Raw genomic sequence first — 14,966 nt, forward strand, 5'->3', positions numbered from 1 at the left:
TCCGACGATTTTAGCATCGCATGGCCATAAGTCCATGAAGTTTTACCCTCATAGAGCGATGTTTGTGCGTCAACGTGTCGCACCAAAAATATTCTCGATTTCCCTGGAAGCCAATAAATCTTTGATATTCTGTGTTATCTGATTGTTATTATCAGGCGGCTTTTTATCCACCTCTCTGGGGCTTTCGCCCATTTTCATCAGCGTGTCATTTCACACTCAGCATAGCATATCTTTTTACCACGATTATATCGTACCGGCTGGCAATGCGGCCTCTTGGAGCTGTTATATTCTGCTTATGCAGGTTCAAGCTCTATGCGTTGCGTGTGGCTATTCTATTATGAATAGCCTTCCACTCGGATTAGGTCGCTACCCCTTTCCCGTTTTTTTCCGCATTGATACTTCTGACTTACTTGCCGGTTTCAGTCAGAACGGCGATAGTTTGCACTTTAAGCGACTAACAAGTAACAAACCAGTTCACCAGTTGGAATACCTCCCCATTTACGGAACCTCTTCCAAATTTCCACACTGTAAGCTGCTGTCTGCTCTTCTTTTAATAGAAGATGGAATTCATCCACATAGTAACGGGTAGATTTATGAGCGGAACGATTGATAGTCACTCGGTTCCATACCTGGTCCTGCACAATCAACATCCCGATCTTTTTCAGCTGTTTTCCAAGCTCTTTGATATCAAAACAAACGATACGATTGTTGATATCCACGTTTGTCTGATGATTAAATACATTCAAAGAACCTGTAACATAGATTTCCAATGAAGTGGCCAGCCGCTGTGCTTCCGGCTCTTCCTGCTTTCTCAGAAGGTTGTATAAGTCCTCCAAGATTGGCATCTTCTCCGGTACTGGATCGGCAAGATATTCCTGATATACTAACCGTACACAACGGTCAATAATTGTTTTTTCTACCGGCTCCAGTCCGTTCTTTCCACCAACGATCAGTTCACACAAAGACAGAATAAAATCTGCTTTCAATGACAACGGGTTGTCTTCCTCGGAATAATTCAGATTCAGATCCATTGGATTGATATACTGGTCAGATACCGGAGAAACCCGTACCACCTGCCCATGCAGTGCCTGCACCAGTGCTGAATATTCGGCTTCTGGATCACAGACAATGATATCGTCTTCCGTGATCAGGAAGCAGTTTGTAATCTCTCTCTTTGCTGAGAAGGACTTACCGGAACCTGGTGTACCAAGAATCAGTCCATTCGGGTTCTTCAAACGTTTCCGATCAACCATGATCATGTTGTTGGATAATGCATTCAGTCCATAATAAAGAGCCTCCCCTTCCTGAAACAGTTCCTGTGTCGTAAATGGCACGAAGATCGCTGTTGAAGATGTGGTAAGCCCTCTCTGAATTTCAATCCGATTGACTCCCAGCGGAATACAGGACATGAGTGCTGCTTCCTGCTGATAATCCAGCTGTTTTAAGGAACAGTTATATTTCTGTGCGATTCCCTGTACCTGGAAAATATTGTTCTCCAGCTTCTGACGCTTCTTTGCGGTATTCATTACCAGAACCGTTACAAGGAACATCCTCTCATTTCTGGACTGCAGATCTTCCAACAGGTTCTTCGCCTCTTCTCCATAAGTCACAAGGTCCGATGGAAGCACGTCCATATCATAACCGGAACGTACTGCCCGCTTCTGCTCTTCGATCTTCATCTTATCCAAATCTGAAATCTTGCTCTTGATCATTTTGATTGCTGAACTCTGATCAATGGACTGGATATGAATGTTGACATTGATGCTGTCATCCACATCCAGAAAGTCTGCTAGCATCCGGTCTGTCAGCTCCGGTGCAAGAATCTGCAGGTAACTCACACTTCCCATCGTTCTTCCCATCAAAAATGTCTGATTCTTGGAAAAGTTAAAGGAAGTCGGTGCAATAAAATCTTTGGTCTTTAATCCTGTTTCCGGAAGCATCTTATACTGGAACTTAAATGGTTCGATCCGATCCTGGTTGAACACATGATACAGAATCTCCAGCCTTTCCAGACCATTCAGGGAATGTGCCTGTGCACCCAGAATCTTAAAATTATTTAAGATATCTGTTTCAATTCTTTCAAGCCTCGGTCTTGCCACCTTCAGGCTTTCTGCTTCGATTCCAAAAGTGATATACTTTGTCTTCACCAGACCATTATTTCCTTTGGAAAGCTGATTTTTCAGCATAGTACGGTACTCTTCACGAATGGCATTGAAGTCATCGTTCTGATCCGGAATATCAATACTTTTCTCAAATTCTGCCACATCCACCTGCTGATTGATAAAGGACAGCTGCACACTGATGGAAGAATCAAAGTAATTTAAGAAATCACAGTAATTTTCAAATATCGTGGTCTTATCCTCATTTAAAGCAAGCTGATAGTTGATGTCATAAAACTGAATCGTCTTGGAGAAAAAGGTCTTTGTCACCTGGCAGATACCATCCTGCAGCATCCGAATATACGGAATGCTCTGCTGTGCAGTTGTAGGAATGTTTTTCTGTTTCCTGCGATCCCGTTCCTGCTTCTTTCTACGCTTTTCCTGTTCTCTTTCTTTTCTGCTTTTTTTGTTTCTTCTTTCCTGACGGTTTCTTTTTTCCGCCAGGGACAGACGCTCCTGCTGAGCCTCCTGCTTTGTCTTTTTTGCCATCCGGCACACCCTCCTTTTTCACAAGGGTGGAAATCTCCTGATAAAAATTTTCTGTCTTATATGGTCTTACTGCCGGACAGATAAACTTCTGTCGAATGATATTTGCCACCACTTTTTCAAAGGGAAGACCGTCTTTTTCATACATTGCCATGAAGAAAAACGGAAGCATGATCGTTACCATCAGGATGGCTGCGATACTGGAACCGATTGGTTTTCTCATGACCAGATAAAACGGAATTCCCACAACTGCGGCAAGTGAAAAGAAAATCAGCTGCCGCTTTGTCAGATTTAACGCTACTTTTGTTTTGACCTTGGTAAGGTCTTTTGGTACTGGTACATACGCCATGGTATGCGCTCCTTTCCTGCCCGCTAATGGGCATTGAATATTGATTTGCTAAGGCTTCCGGTCTTGAATAATGAAAATGCAAGAATCACGGTATAAGCCGCTACTGAAAACATTGCTGCATGAAGGTCACTGGATATGGTCATTGCATTTACTAAAACTGCATAAATTCCCACACAGACCATCATGAAGAATCCCTGAAATGCCAGTGCGAACAAGCCTTTTAAATAGTTGTTTCCGATATTACCCCATTCCTTATTGGTCATGGTGGCAAACGGAATTGGTGCTATGGAAGTGTAAAGGTAAATCTCTATCATTCTTCCGTACAAAATAACGGTTATAATGATTGACAGAATCCGCATGGTAATACTGATCAACAGCGTTTCCATGGATAACAAGAACAAATCCCCCAGCTCCATGTCTTCCAGTGCATCCACAATCCTTGCGATTGCTTCCGATGCATCCACTGCTGTGTTCCCGGAAATCACTCCGGCGGCATTGTTGACCACATGCTGACCAACATCAAATACCGCCATTGTAATGTTAAACGTATTTGTTACAAGATAAATAGCTACATACGCTTTGAAGATCCAGAGGAAAATGTTATAAGTTTCAAATTCATGGAAATTGTTTTTTTGTGTTACCATCGTGATCAATTCATAGCACAGGACAAAGGTGATGATCAGTCCCGCAATGGGGACAATCACCGTTTGGGATATATTCTGAATCAGATTAAAAATCCCTGCATTCCATCCCTGCGGTGTCTGTCCCACCTGCCCAGCTATGGTTCCCACCTGCTCATTGACAGACGTGAACATGTTATCCAAACTTGACTTAATAAGCCCGATCAGGATATCCTTTATCGCTTCCGTAATTCTCTCAATGATGGTGTTCATCTACCACTCCTCTTAAGAGAACAATGTTGCCAGCTGTGGAATCAGGGTAGTTCCCAGCAGCATGATTCCGGCACCAGCCATCAGCTGTTTGATGCCCTGGCTCTTAGCACCGGGATTGTCATTTCCATATCCTTCCAGAAGGTTTACGACACCCCACACGCCAAGACCTGCGCCGATTGCGACTACAAGAGTTTTTAAAGTTGTAATTGCACTGCTAAAAAATGCCATATACATTCACCAAAACTGACTTTTTTCAGGTGTTTACGGGAATGAAAAAACACCGACTAAAAAGCCGGCGCACCCAATGTCAGTTATTCCTTTCCTCATTATTTTTCGTTCATTCCCAAGGTTACTCCGACAGTTCTACGTGAATCACTTCCACCTCTTCTTCGGGTTTCGGTGTGTACTGCGGATTTAACTCCTTCTCTACTTTGTATCGGTTTTTCTCGTTTTCATCTGCAAGATACCGATAATTTTTGTGTTTCGTGATATCATATTTGTCCGAAAAGAATGGTCTGGCACCACGAATCTGCAGGATACATTTTCCTCCATCCATGACTGCAATCTCATCTTCCGTCATCAGCTGTTTGCCAGTTTTCTGATAATTCAATCCAAAAGACTTCTGATTACTCCTCGTCTCCGAAGTGTTATACAGGTCAATGGTTTCCTTACCCAGAAGCTCGCTCATTTCCTTTAAGGTAGTTTTCTCTTTTCCTCCAAGAAATAGTGTGGTATCACAGTTACCCAGAATAGTATCTGCACTATCCTTATACATTGCCTTTAGCTGACTCTGTGACTGCAAAATAATAGAAGCAGAGATTTCCCTGCTTCGGATGGTTGCGATTAGCTTGTCAAACTGTGGAATCTGCCCGATGTTGGCAAACTCATCAGCGATGACACGCACATGAACTGGCAGTCTTCCACCATACTCATCATCTGCCTTGTCGCAAAGCAGATTGAAAAGCTGTGACTGCAGCATCGCAATCACAAAGTTGAATGTGGTATCCGTATCGGACATAATCAGAAACAAGGCTGTTTTCCTGTCTCCGATCTTATCCAGTTCCATTTCATCGTAAGACATGATCTCACGAAGCTCTGCGATATCAAATGGGGCAAGTCTGGCACCACAGGAAATCAAAATCGACTTCGCCGTTTTGCCGGCGGCCATTTTGTATTTTTTATACTGTCTGACTGCAAAGTGCTGCGGATCTCTTTCTTCCAGTTCCTGGAACATCATATCCACTGGATTCTGGTAAGTTTCATCCTCTTCACGGGTTTCGCTTTCATTCAAAAGATCCAGAAGGGTATTCAGATTCTTTTCCTCTTCATCTCCTTCATACCAGATAAAAGCAATCAATGCCGTGTACAACAGCTTCTCTGCTTTTACCCAAAAATCTTCGGAAGCTTTTTCCCCTTCGCCTTTGGTATTAACAATGATTGTTGTGACCAGCTTCAGGATATCTTTTTCAGACCGTATATAAGCAAATGGATTGTAATGAAGCGATTTGGAAAAGTTGATAGTATTCAGAACCTTAATCACATATGGTTCGTGTACCACTTTTCCTGATTTATCTTTCATAATATTTCCATTCTTATCTTTCTTAGGTGGTCCCTTTGCTAACATCTTCCCGCACTCCTCGATCAGAGTGCCTTTCGGATCTGTAATGACCATGGAACAGTTCATCTGCATGACTGACGGCTTAACGAAAAATCGAGTTTTTCCGGAACCACTGCCGCCAATGACCACTATATTTTTATTTCTTGCATACTTTGGCTGTTTAGGTCTACTTTCCATAGTCAATGCTTCTGTTGCTGTCAATGGAATATTCATCCAGGGATCTTCCGACATATAAGGCTTGATATCCTCTGCGGTTCCCCATCTGGCTGAACCATACTCGATGCCTTTCCGTAATTTCTTTGCGTCTGCCTGTTTCTGCCAGACCAACACTTTCAGAACGACTGCAACAACAATACCTGCTAGCAGATCTTTCCAGTTATTGCTTAACACAAAACCAGCAAAAATCCGGTCTGCGTGTTCCATTGCATATAATAGTTTGTTCCCCATATCTTCTCCCGGACTGTTCCGGTAAAGAAAAAATGCCCGGTCTGCATAGAAAGCAGCCAGAGCATAAGGAATATTTGTAAGAACCAGTTCCTTTTTATTCAGGGCGGACAGCTTACCCCCGATTTTATTCTTCCACTTCTGCATCAGAGTTTTGCCGCTTTTCTTTTTCATCGACTCTGCTCCTGATGCCGGTTCTTTACTTTGTCCTTCGTCTTCTTTGGCATCATTGCCCGGTAAGCTGCAAGACGCTTATGAATGGAAGGTTTATTCGCTTTTTGAATCTGTTTCTGGGAAAACTCACGGAAAGCAGCATTGAGGGCATCCTGATCACGTCCCTTGAAGAATACCAGATAAACCGGAGGCTCTTTGCTCTTGTCTTTTTTCAGAGCATAATTGATCCCGTATTTTCTGGCATACCGTTCAAAGGACTTGATATTCTTATTTGTGATCTCGATATTGACCATCCCGGCATTCTGTTTTGCCAGCTCTTTTACCGTGACCTTTCCCTGTTTCGGCTGATTTTTCTGTGCTTTCTTCTCTACTGATTTCTGCTTCTGATGACGCAGATACGCAACAAGAACCTTTTTCAACAGGTCTGCCGTAATCTTAGTAGCCCGAATACAGAACGTGACCGTTTTCTGAGTTACCTCTTCCTGCATGCCTTTTCCCTCCTTTCAGCGATTCAACTGCTGTCCAGATCTGTAATCATGGCAATCACCCCCTTTAATGAAAAAAGACAGATTAACCGGTAATCAGGTTCTGTACCTGTACAAGTTTTTCTGTCCCTTCTTCTTTTCTCTTATCTTCTCCACCACAATAGATGGGAACACACATTTCAAGTATTCTACTGTAAATACGCTGATGGGCAGTATCCAAATCTGTGGATTTCATTTCATTCAGTCCCAGATTCGTTGTTACGATCAGCGGAAGCATTTTACAATAGCGGCTGTCTATCACATTATAGACCTGCTCCAGGGCAAACTCGGAATTTCGTTCTATTCCCAAGTCATCAATAATCAGCAGCGGATAATCCACAAGATTTTGTATAATCTGGTTCCTATCTGCCTGATAGCTGGTCATTTCATTTAAGATTCTGGAAAAATTTGTCATCATGACACGTTCTCCCTGTTCCAAAAGTGCATTTGCAATACAGCCTGCAAAGAAACTTTTCCCGGTTCCAACTGGTCCCATCAAAAGCAATCCTACATTTTTTCTCTTCATATCTGTCCAGTTTTCTACATACTGCCTGGCAATTAGTATCTTCTGGTTGCTTCCGTTGTCATTTTCAAATTTCCATTCCCAGAATCTTCTTTCCCGAAGTCCGACGGATTTTCTCTGATAAAGCTGCCGCTGTGCTTCTTCCCACTGCATCTTCTCATCTAGTTCCTGCCTGGCTTTTACCTCGCATTCGCACAAACAGGACACTACATGCTCAAATCCCATCAGACTGACTTTCATCTGTTTTCTTTTTCCACAGGTGCCACAATGAAGACATCCCTCTTCGTCCAGATAATCTGCCGTTACTTTATTTTCCATCACAGGCTTTCTCCTTCCTGAAATTCATATTTATCCATTCCTGTCCTGGTTCCATCCCTTTCTGCCCAAAGACAGATTGTTGCAAAATGGTTCTGATACTCTTTTCCACTGGATTTCATATAAACAGAAAGATGATCAATCCGTTTCTGGTAATCCCATGGAAATAGCGTCATCAGCTCCTGCAGTTCAGCTTCCGACAGAACAACATTTTTAAATCTACCATACTGACTGAATTTTTCTTCCAAAGTGGGAGTATTGCCCTTACTCTTATCAGTATGATTCTTTTCAGTCTTATTTATCTTAGTATTACTTCCATCCAGATTCTTGCAGTCCGGACTTCTATTTTTTTGCGTTCCGGACTTCCAGTTTCTTGCAATCCGGATTTCCAATTCCTTGCAGTCCGGATTTCCAGTTTCTGGCGTTCCAGAAGCAAAGTATCTTACGGGCTTTCCTCTAATCCGTTTCACAAAATTTTTCACGTATATGACAGAGGGACGATTATTCCCCTGCCGATACCGTTCAATCAATCCAATCCCATGCACACTGTCAAGCTCATAAAGAAGCTTTGTCACTGTCGTATGCGACATTCGCAATAGTTCCTGCAATTCTGCGATCGTGTAAATGATATAGACATAACCATCACTATCAATCCATCCATTTTTCTTGGATAGGCTGATTCGATCAAGCAGAATTCCGTAAAGGAGCTTTGCGTCTGTGGACAGGCTTGCAAACTCTTTTTCTGTGAACAGAGCTTTTGGTATCCGAAAAAAAGAAAACTGGTCAGATTCTTCTGCTCTGAAATATTCAAAATCTGCCATAATATTTTCCTACTCTTCTACATCGAAATCACAATTTGCTGCACTGCCTGTACCATGGCACATCTCATCAAATACAAAATTGAATGATTGAATCATTTCGTCCAAATAATAATTTCTGGCCTTCTTGTTACAAGCATACATATCACCAATAAAGCCTTCATCATTCCCCATCGCATGAACAAGGGTTTCCAGGACCTTCATAAACTTCTTTTTTGAACAGCTTTCATACTGTCTGTTCACATATTTCTGGATATCTAACACACGAGCAGGATTATTTTCATTTTCCTCCAGAATTCCAAACGCAAGATCCATGCCAAACTCATATCCATCAGCCTGAATTTGATCAATATCCATCTCTCCAAGCTCATCCTGATATCCTCGCTTTTCCATTGCAGTTAAAGACGTTTCATATTGATCAATATATCCCATATCCGCAATAGTTTCAAAAATATCTCTGGATGCTTTCACCATCTTATCCATAATAATTTCTCTTTCAGCCAGCGGCATATTTGCCATGATAGTATCTAATGTCATCATTGATTCTTCCTCCATCTCATTTTCATAAATATCATTGATATAAAAGTGGTTCGCCTTTCCATTGTTTGGAATGATACGCACCAGATTACCAACCTGAACCAGTTCCTGTACTGCCTGATCTACGCCATATCTAGTCGTATTCAGGTCTTTCTTCATTTCACTTTTGGGATAGATAACATACAGATCTCCGTTATGATCTACCCAACCATTCTGCACCGCAAATTTCAAACGATCCAGAAATAAGCTGTATAAAATCTTTGCTGTATTTGACAGATTTTTGTATTTTGCCATCTGAAACAGCACCTTCGGCACCTGCAGACACTCTACCGGCATATACTCCATCTTACTCATTCATTGTTTCCTCCTTCTGTTTGTACAGCACTTCGGCTGAATTAATATTAATTTCCAGCATCCCTACAAATACCTGATAGTACAGCAGGCATATCTGTTCATCCTCTCTTGCCAGATACAATCCTTCCAGTTCATTGGACGGATGTTTCATTCCGTATACTGCCTGACAGATATCATGGATTTTCTCACATTCCACACTTCTAAGATGCAGCTCCAAGGTGTGGTTAAATCTCTGCCAGTCCTCCAGTTTCTGATTTACTGACATCATGCACCGGAACAGTTCCGCTGCTTCACATGCTGCTGACAGCACTACATTTTTGTTATTGATACTTCCATCGGCATTCTTCATATGCCCTACCATATACGCCTGATCTACTGAAACCATCTTTTATCCTCCTCTATCTAAACGGCATTTCTTCTTCCATGCCCTCTGGGATCTCTAAGAACCCTTCCGCATCTTCTGGAAACGGTGGTCTGTCAACCATTTTTGCACCTGCGAATTCAATCCGGTTTGCATACACTTCGGTGGTATAAATCTTTTTCCCGGTATCCTTATCTTCATAATTACCTGTGACAATCTCGCCTTCCACCATGACCTTCGTGCCCTGCATCAGATAATCTCTGACAAATTCTGCTTTCTTTGCAAAAGCCTTTACCGGAATGAAACTGACTTCATCGGAATAATTTCTTCTGACTGCCAGAACAAACTTGGCAATCTTATGAAGTCCTTTTTCATTCTCCACTTCGTTGTATCCGGGATTTCTTACCAATCGCCCGGAAATAACTGTTGTATTCATTGGCTTAACCCTCCTATGCTTTCATTGATTTGTAACAGATGCCGATACATGGTCCACATTTTCCATAGGCACATCCGTAACATTCATCTTTTTCCAACTCTTCTTGCTTCATTTCATCGGCAAACATTCCTAACAGTGTTGTATAAATCTTTTTCATTGCAAGGAACTTTTCTTCTGCTTTTTCCATCTTCTCTTTGTAAAATGGGATCAGTTCACGAAGAACTGGATGGAAACGTTCATTTTCATCATCCCAGGCACAGGTTTTCATCATACAACGTGGCTGTTTCTCATAATTGCCCAGATAATACGGGCAGAACGTACAGCCTCTTTCTTTAACAATTTCCACCGGAATTACTGGCATCTGACTTTTGATTTCCTTTGTTACATGCTTACTTTCAATTCGCTCTCTCATCTTAAAAATCCTCCAAGAATATATATTTGCAAAAGGGACTTCCCCTGAATTGCCTGGTTTTAAGCACAAAAAAAAGAGGCAGACTTACGATTTTTGTTTTCGCAAGCCTGCCTCTTATCAATCTAATATTCTATTTTCCAATGACATACCGTATAAACACGTATATCGCTCTAATCACATACACTGGAATCATGATACTTCCAATCAATGCTCCAATGATGACACTTAATGCAGCCATCCCAAGTGTTGCTGTGGTATCCATTCCTCTCGGAATCAAAATCAACCGCATTTTATGTATTCCAAATGGAAGTCCGGCAATAAATACCCACCAGAACCAATCCGTCTGTCCACTGACCTTCATAATTGTTTTTGTCATCCAAAACCAGAATACCATAAATGCCAGTGGCAGAATCGATTTTTTAATTACATCTTCAATCGTCATCTTTTTTCTCCCTCTGTCTGATTCCTTCCGCCACCTCCCGATTAAGGTTTGCCAGTATTTCTCTAACCACAGGAGAATCCAATCGAAAGGTTTCCAGATCTTTCTCCGTAAGCTCCCTTCCGTTCGCATCATATCTTCGTACAATTTTTAAAGCCATACTTTCACTTCCTTCCTGCTGATAATCCTAATGTTTTCAACAAATGTTTAAACTTCTCTCTTTTTATCCGTTTAACACGTATCTTTTCTATCTTTTTCAGATAGACTTGTATTCTACTTGCCATATCTTCATTGCTCATTCTTTACCCTCTCTTTCTGCCCACGATGCCAGAAGCATAAATATAATTTCTTCCATCTGAGTCTTTGTATATGTATCTGGAAAATATTGTTTCAATTTCTTCGCCGTAATCTGCACCTGAACTTTTTCAGTACTTTCATTCATGCAAATCTGGTCAATTTCTGAATACGTCAACATCCGCTCTTTTGAAATCTGCTTCAATTCCTTTGCCTGCTTCATGGAAGGTACCATATTGTGATTATGCATATACTGAAGTAATATCTGCTGCTCTTCAGTTCTCAAATAAGAAACTTCAACAGCTGTATTAAAGGGAAGCTTCTTCTCGTCTGCCAATTCTAAAAACTCTGCGATCAACTCTGTCAGATGAATATATCGAAGAATTTGTCTGGAACTATCTCCTGTATTCTGACTGACTTCTTCCGCCGCCAACTTCTTGCCAACTTGGCAAGAAGTTAAATCAGACCGTTTCCCCTGACGCTTTAACGCCTCATATTTCATTTTATAAGCGAATGCCTTTTCGCTGATCAGTAGTTCTTCTCGCTGAATGTTGGAATCTACCATGATCACCGTCGCTTCATCATCTGTAAGATCTTTGATGATAACCGGCATTTTCTCTAATCCTGCAAGTTCACATGCTCGTTTTCGCCGATGACCAGCTACAATCTCATAACCACCGGACTCTCTCAACCGCACAATACCGGGAACCAACACGCCATACTGTGTAATGCTATCTGATAATTCTTCCATTTTCTTATCATCTTTTACTTGAAATGGGTGATTCGGAAATGGATGAAGGCTTCCTATTGCTATCTCACTAATTTCATTGGTCGTCTCTTCATTTGTTCCAAACAACGCATCAAGTGGCTGTAAGGAAATGGGAGTTACTCTTTTTTTAGATGGCATCTTTCAGCACCTCCTCCGTCACTCTTCGATAGGCTTCTGTAGCTTTGCCTTTAGGATCATAAGAGAAAATACTCTGTCCTTCTCTGACTGCTTCCTTCATTCTTACAGAAAATGGAATATAATTATCAAAAATATGAATTTGACTTCCATATACATTTCTAAGAAGTTCCATATTATTTCTGGCATCATTTGTATGAGCATCGACCATCGTGAACAGAATCCCACCGACCTGCAGCTTCGGATTAATCTGCTTACGAACCTTACCGATCGTTTTTAACAACTGCTGCAATCCTTTGATTGGCAGGTAGGACGCTTCAACTGGAATGAGGACTTCATCTGATGCAGCCAGCGCATTGATCGTAATCATTCCCAATGATGGCATACAATCAATGATGACTGCATCATATTGATCCTTGATACCATACAAAATCTGTTTCAATACATATTCCCTGCTCATTGCATTTACCAACTGTACTTCCGTACCTGCCAGTCCAATATTAGAACAGATAATGTCTATTCCCTCTGCCTGATGTCTGATATAACAGTCTGAAGGAATATCTTCATCTTTCATTACTGCATCCATAAGAGTTGTAAGTGTTTCATTACTGTCATCACAATCACGATATCCAAATCCTGCGGATACATCAGACTGTGGATCTGCATCTACGATTAACACTTTCATATTCTTTTGTGCCAATCCTACTGCTAAATTAGCTGTACATGCGGATTTTCCCGTTCCCCCTTTTTGGTTTACAATAGAAATAATTCTAGTCATTTTTTCATCACCTTTCAATCAATAAAAATGACCGAATCAGCTAAACAGATTTTCATCCATCACGAGCTAATTCGGTCCTGTTTTTCGCTATTAAATTGTAATATCACCACTTTCGTGATACAGTAAAAGCATCTCAGATAAAAGCGGAAATTTTCTTTCATCTGAATAAGGTTTTTATAAAAGATAGGCCTTTCCTTCATAAATTTGTTGATTCGTTGCAAGTTTTTTCAGGACCAAATCGACTCAACCCCTTGTATTTACTGGGTTTCCGTTGATTTAGTCTTATTTTATCATCATCATCGCCCTCTCGGATACCGCACCAGTAAAGCATTTCAAACGCATAAAAGGAAACAGGCTTGTCCATCATCTCAAAAGAGAATTTCTTGTATTCTTCCTTTGTCCAGAACAGCATTTCCTTGTGTTCCTCACGTCCCATATTTCCCACCTTTGCCGCAGGATTGGAACGCAGTTCATAGTAGCGGACAGCGTGATTGAAAATGGCGGACAACTGATTGTGCAGCGTTTTCAGATACGTCTGTGAATAAGGCTTTTTCTTCTCATCACGATAGGCAAGCATTTCATTCTGCCAAGTAATAATCTCCTTTGTGGAAATCTCGCTGATTTTCAGTTTCCCGAAATACGGAAGTATCTTTGTGCGTATGATATGCTCTTTGGTAAGCCACGTGTTTTCCTTCAAACGGTTCTTCACATCATTGATATAAAGCTCCGTAAAGGCTTCAAAACTCATATCAAGGTCTGAAGAAGTCTGCAATTTGAACATTCTTTCCCATTCCTGTGCTTCTCGTTTGGTAGCAAAGCCACGCTTGCATTTCTGCTTGCGTTCCCCTTTCCAGTTCACATACCTTGCCATCACATACCAAGTACCGTTATCTTCATTCTTAAATACCGGCATTTACATTTCCCCCTTTCCTGCTCCGTAGAGCCTTTCGTAAAAATACTGGCGATTTACACGCCCTGCAATCGTAATAAAGCCCTTTGCTTTCAATTCCTCATTTAATTGTCTGATGAGTTTATATGCATAAGGTTTTGATACGTTTAGTTCCTGAGCCACATCTTCGGCTCGGATAAATCTGTTTTCCATATCCTTTTTCTTCCTTTCTTAAAATAATTTTTTGCTTGCCGCTTTCTCCGTGTTAAAGTTCCAACAGGCACTCCTGCTTGTCGGCAGGCGCTGTGCTGTCCCAATGCACCGCAGTACATCAGGCGCTCGCTCGTATAGGGGTTCCCGAAAAGTCGGAGACTTTTGGGGAAGAGGAGGAGCAGTGCAGCGAATGAGCTTTTGTGCTTGCACACAAGCGAACGATACGGAACTTGCTCCGACGAGGTCTTGGCGGTTTGGCTTTTCGGACGGTCATTCAGTTGTCGCATTAAGCATATTTGTTTAATTCGTAATTTATTTTACTAAACATATTTGCTATTGTCAAGTGGTTGCAAAGAAAATATTAAACATTTTTGTTTCGGTTTTTCTTGACTTCCACTAAACATTTCTGCTATACTTATTTCACTAAATATAAAAGGAGCGTATCATTATGGCTATCAGCGAAAGAATACATTTTTTCAGACTAATGCGTGGTATGACACAAAAGTATCTCGGTACAGCAATCGGTTTTCCAGAAAAGAGTGCTGATGTGCGTTTGGCACAGTACGAAACTGGTACACGCAAACCGAAAGCAGACCTTACAAATGCATTGGCACAGGTGCTTGATGTTTCTCCACAGGCTCTTGATGTTCCTGACATAGACAGCTATATCGGTCTTATGCACACTCTGTTTACCCTTGAAGATATTTACGGTCTTACTGTCAGTGAAGCAGACGGAGAGGTATGCTTAAAGGTCAACAAGGACAAAGGCAGAGAAGCATATGAACTCCTCAAAATGCTGTATGCTTGGAAAGAACAGGCAGACAAGCTATCTTCCGAAGAAATCAACAGAGAAGAATACGATAACTGGCGTTACCATTATCCAGAGTTCGACACCACACAGCGTTGGGCAAAAGTTCCATCACAGGAATTAAGTGACGCTCTCGTGGAAGCATTCAAAGACCACTTGAAAGATAAATAAGCACCTACAGGACCTGCCACTGGCAGCTCCCTACAGATGCTTTGGCAACGACAAAAAAGCCCTTAAC

The 14,966-nt window shown here is 41.5% G+C and carries 18 protein-coding genes and 2 pseudogenes; 1 reads left to right on the forward strand and 19 read right to left on the reverse strand.

What is annotated here, in order from left to right; translation table 11 throughout:
- Positions 1-476 precede the first annotated feature (476 nt).
- From OCV99_RS15125 to OCV99_RS15215, 19 genes and pseudogenes are all read right to left on the reverse strand, one after another.
- Positions 477-2,648, reverse strand: a pseudogene (locus OCV99_RS15125) (VirB4-like conjugal transfer ATPase, CD1110 family); the annotation flags it as partial.
- The gene (locus OCV99_RS15130; protein ID WP_005344185.1) at positions 2,530-2,994 is read right to left on the reverse strand and encodes a PrgI family protein; all 465 of its coding nucleotides are present in this window, start codon (positions 2,992-2,994) and stop codon (positions 2,530-2,532) included. The gene OCV99_RS15130 and the pseudogene OCV99_RS15125, both read right to left, overlap by 119 nt.
- Before the next feature lie 23 nt (positions 2,995-3,017).
- Positions 3,018-3,887, reverse strand: coding sequence for a VirB6/TrbL-like conjugal transfer protein, CD1112 family (locus OCV99_RS15135; protein ID WP_055650149.1), 870 nt, complete (start codon positions 3,885-3,887; stop codon positions 3,018-3,020).
- Between the two features lie 12 nt (positions 3,888-3,899).
- On the reverse strand, positions 3,900-4,115 hold the full coding sequence (locus tag OCV99_RS15140) for a Maff2 family mobile element protein (protein WP_017144663.1): 216 nt from the start codon (positions 4,113-4,115) through the stop codon (positions 3,900-3,902).
- A gap of 121 nt (positions 4,116-4,236) precedes the next feature.
- Positions 4,237-6,096, reverse strand: coding sequence for a VirD4-like conjugal transfer protein, CD1115 family (locus tag OCV99_RS15145; protein WP_331490767.1), 1,860 nt, complete (start codon positions 6,094-6,096; stop codon positions 4,237-4,239).
- Positions 6,097-6,119: 23 nt separating this feature from the next.
- Positions 6,120-6,611 (reverse strand): PcfB family protein, encoded by a 492-nt coding sequence (locus OCV99_RS15150; protein ID WP_055057305.1) that lies wholly within the window; start codon positions 6,609-6,611, stop codon positions 6,120-6,122.
- Between the two features lie 82 nt (positions 6,612-6,693).
- Positions 6,694-7,488 (reverse strand): ATP-binding protein, encoded by a 795-nt coding sequence (locus OCV99_RS15155; RefSeq protein WP_055650151.1) that lies wholly within the window; start codon positions 7,486-7,488, stop codon positions 6,694-6,696.
- Complete coding sequence (locus tag OCV99_RS15160) at positions 7,488-8,306, reverse strand: replication initiator protein A (RefSeq protein WP_055060297.1); 819 nt, start codon at positions 8,304-8,306, stop codon at positions 7,488-7,490. Before OCV99_RS15160 ends, OCV99_RS15155 begins: the two co-directional genes overlap by 1 nt.
- 9 nt (positions 8,307-8,315) lie before the next feature.
- Positions 8,316-9,194, reverse strand: a complete 879-nt coding sequence (locus tag OCV99_RS15165; protein ID WP_055650152.1) for a replication initiator protein A — start codon at positions 9,192-9,194, stop codon at positions 8,316-8,318.
- Entirely contained in the window at positions 9,187-9,579 is a 393-nt protein-coding gene (locus OCV99_RS15170; protein ID WP_055650153.1) for a hypothetical protein, read from the reverse strand. Before OCV99_RS15170 ends, OCV99_RS15165 begins: the two co-directional genes overlap by 8 nt.
- Positions 9,580-9,592: 13 nt before the next feature.
- Positions 9,593-9,991 (reverse strand): single-stranded DNA-binding protein, encoded by a 399-nt coding sequence (locus tag OCV99_RS15175; RefSeq protein ID WP_055650154.1) that lies wholly within the window; start codon positions 9,989-9,991, stop codon positions 9,593-9,595.
- Between the two features lie 13 nt (positions 9,992-10,004).
- Entirely contained in the window at positions 10,005-10,403 is a 399-nt protein-coding gene (locus OCV99_RS15180) for a hypothetical protein (protein WP_044921493.1), read from the reverse strand.
- A gap of 130 nt (positions 10,404-10,533) precedes the next feature.
- Positions 10,534-10,845, reverse strand: a complete 312-nt coding sequence (locus OCV99_RS15185; protein ID WP_022068206.1) for a DUF6050 family protein — start codon at positions 10,843-10,845, stop codon at positions 10,534-10,536.
- A complete protein-coding gene (locus OCV99_RS15190) occupies positions 10,835-11,002 on the reverse strand; it encodes a hypothetical protein (protein WP_165853758.1) in 168 nt (55 codons plus the stop codon). The genes OCV99_RS15185 and OCV99_RS15190 overlap by 11 nt, the downstream gene beginning before the upstream one ends.
- 4 nt (positions 11,003-11,006) lie before the next feature.
- Positions 11,007-11,141 (reverse strand): hypothetical protein, encoded by a 135-nt coding sequence (locus tag OCV99_RS15195; RefSeq protein WP_015524546.1) that lies wholly within the window; start codon positions 11,139-11,141, stop codon positions 11,007-11,009.
- The gene (locus OCV99_RS15200; RefSeq protein ID WP_055650155.1) at positions 11,138-12,043 is read right to left on the reverse strand and encodes a ParB/RepB/Spo0J family partition protein; all 906 of its coding nucleotides are present in this window, start codon (positions 12,041-12,043) and stop codon (positions 11,138-11,140) included. The genes OCV99_RS15195 and OCV99_RS15200 overlap by 4 nt, the downstream gene beginning before the upstream one ends.
- The gene (locus tag OCV99_RS15205) at positions 12,033-12,818 is read right to left on the reverse strand and encodes a ParA family protein (RefSeq protein ID WP_055650156.1); all 786 of its coding nucleotides are present in this window, start codon (positions 12,816-12,818) and stop codon (positions 12,033-12,035) included. Before OCV99_RS15205 ends, OCV99_RS15200 begins: the two co-directional genes overlap by 11 nt.
- A gap of 298 nt (positions 12,819-13,116) precedes the next feature.
- Positions 13,117-13,731, reverse strand: a pseudogene (locus tag OCV99_RS15210) (tyrosine-type recombinase/integrase); the annotation flags it as partial.
- Positions 13,732-13,920 carry a helix-turn-helix domain-containing protein gene (locus OCV99_RS15215; RefSeq protein WP_009247528.1) on the reverse strand — a complete coding sequence of 63 codons (189 nt, stop codon included), beginning with the start codon at positions 13,918-13,920 and terminating at the stop codon, positions 13,732-13,734.
- Positions 13,921-14,368: 448 nt separating this feature from the next.
- Between OCV99_RS15215 and OCV99_RS15220 the strand changes: the two genes are divergently transcribed.
- Complete coding sequence (locus OCV99_RS15220; RefSeq protein WP_009247529.1) at positions 14,369-14,899, forward strand: helix-turn-helix domain-containing protein; 531 nt, start codon at positions 14,369-14,371, stop codon at positions 14,897-14,899.
- Positions 14,900-14,966 lie beyond the last annotated feature (67 nt).

Source organism: Dorea acetigenes (assembly GCF_025567385.1).
GTDB classification, from domain to species: Bacteria; Bacillota; Clostridia; order Lachnospirales; family Lachnospiraceae; genus Claveliimonas; species Claveliimonas acetigenes.

What these genes read in the sequence shown, in the direction of transcription:
- OCV99_RS15170 (WP_055650153.1), bottom strand. Translation starts at nt 9,579, where the DNA reads ATGGTTTCAGTAGATCAGGCGTATATGGTAGGGCATATGAAGAATGCC.
- OCV99_RS15155 (WP_055650151.1), bottom strand. Translation starts at nt 7,488, where the DNA reads ATGGAAAATAAAGTAACGGCAGATTATCTGGACGAAGAGGGATGTCTT.
- OCV99_RS15215 (WP_009247528.1), bottom strand. Translation starts at nt 13,920, where the DNA reads ATGGAAAACAGATTTATCCGAGCCGAAGATGTGGCTCAGGAACTAAAC.
- OCV99_RS15205 (WP_055650156.1), bottom strand. Translation starts at nt 12,818, where the DNA reads ATGACTAGAATTATTTCTATTGTAAACCAAAAAGGGGGAACGGGAAAA.
- OCV99_RS15150 (WP_055057305.1), bottom strand. Translation starts at nt 6,611, where the DNA reads ATGCAGGAAGAGGTAACTCAGAAAACGGTCACGTTCTGTATTCGGGCT.
- OCV99_RS15160 (WP_055060297.1), bottom strand. Translation starts at nt 8,306, where the DNA reads ATGGCAGATTTTGAATATTTCAGAGCAGAAGAATCTGACCAGTTTTCT.
- OCV99_RS15140 (WP_017144663.1), bottom strand. Translation starts at nt 4,115, where the DNA reads ATGGCATTTTTTAGCAGTGCAATTACAACTTTAAAAACTCTTGTAGTC.
- OCV99_RS15220 (WP_009247529.1), top strand. Translation starts at nt 14,369, where the DNA reads ATGGCTATCAGCGAAAGAATACATTTTTTCAGACTAATGCGTGGTATG.
- OCV99_RS15180 (WP_044921493.1), bottom strand. Translation starts at nt 10,403, where the DNA reads ATGAGAGAGCGAATTGAAAGTAAGCATGTAACAAAGGAAATCAAAAGT.
- OCV99_RS15200 (WP_055650155.1), bottom strand. Translation starts at nt 12,043, where the DNA reads ATGCCATCTAAAAAAAGAGTAACTCCCATTTCCTTACAGCCACTTGAT.
- OCV99_RS15135 (WP_055650149.1), bottom strand. Translation starts at nt 3,887, where the DNA reads ATGAACACCATCATTGAGAGAATTACGGAAGCGATAAAGGATATCCTG.
- OCV99_RS15175 (WP_055650154.1), bottom strand. Translation starts at nt 9,991, where the DNA reads ATGAATACAACAGTTATTTCCGGGCGATTGGTAAGAAATCCCGGATAC.
- OCV99_RS15165 (WP_055650152.1), bottom strand. Translation starts at nt 9,194, where the DNA reads ATGAGTAAGATGGAGTATATGCCGGTAGAGTGTCTGCAGGTGCCGAAG.
- OCV99_RS15190 (WP_165853758.1), bottom strand. Translation starts at nt 11,002, where the DNA reads ATGGCTTTAAAAATTGTACGAAGATATGATGCGAACGGAAGGGAGCTT.
- OCV99_RS15185 (WP_022068206.1), bottom strand. Translation starts at nt 10,845, where the DNA reads ATGACGATTGAAGATGTAATTAAAAAATCGATTCTGCCACTGGCATTT.
- OCV99_RS15195 (WP_015524546.1), bottom strand. Translation starts at nt 11,141, where the DNA reads ATGAGCAATGAAGATATGGCAAGTAGAATACAAGTCTATCTGAAAAAG.
- OCV99_RS15130 (WP_005344185.1), bottom strand. Translation starts at nt 2,994, where the DNA reads ATGGCGTATGTACCAGTACCAAAAGACCTTACCAAGGTCAAAACAAAA.
- OCV99_RS15145 (WP_331490767.1), bottom strand. Translation starts at nt 6,096, where the DNA reads ATGCAGAAGTGGAAGAATAAAATCGGGGGTAAGCTGTCCGCCCTGAAT.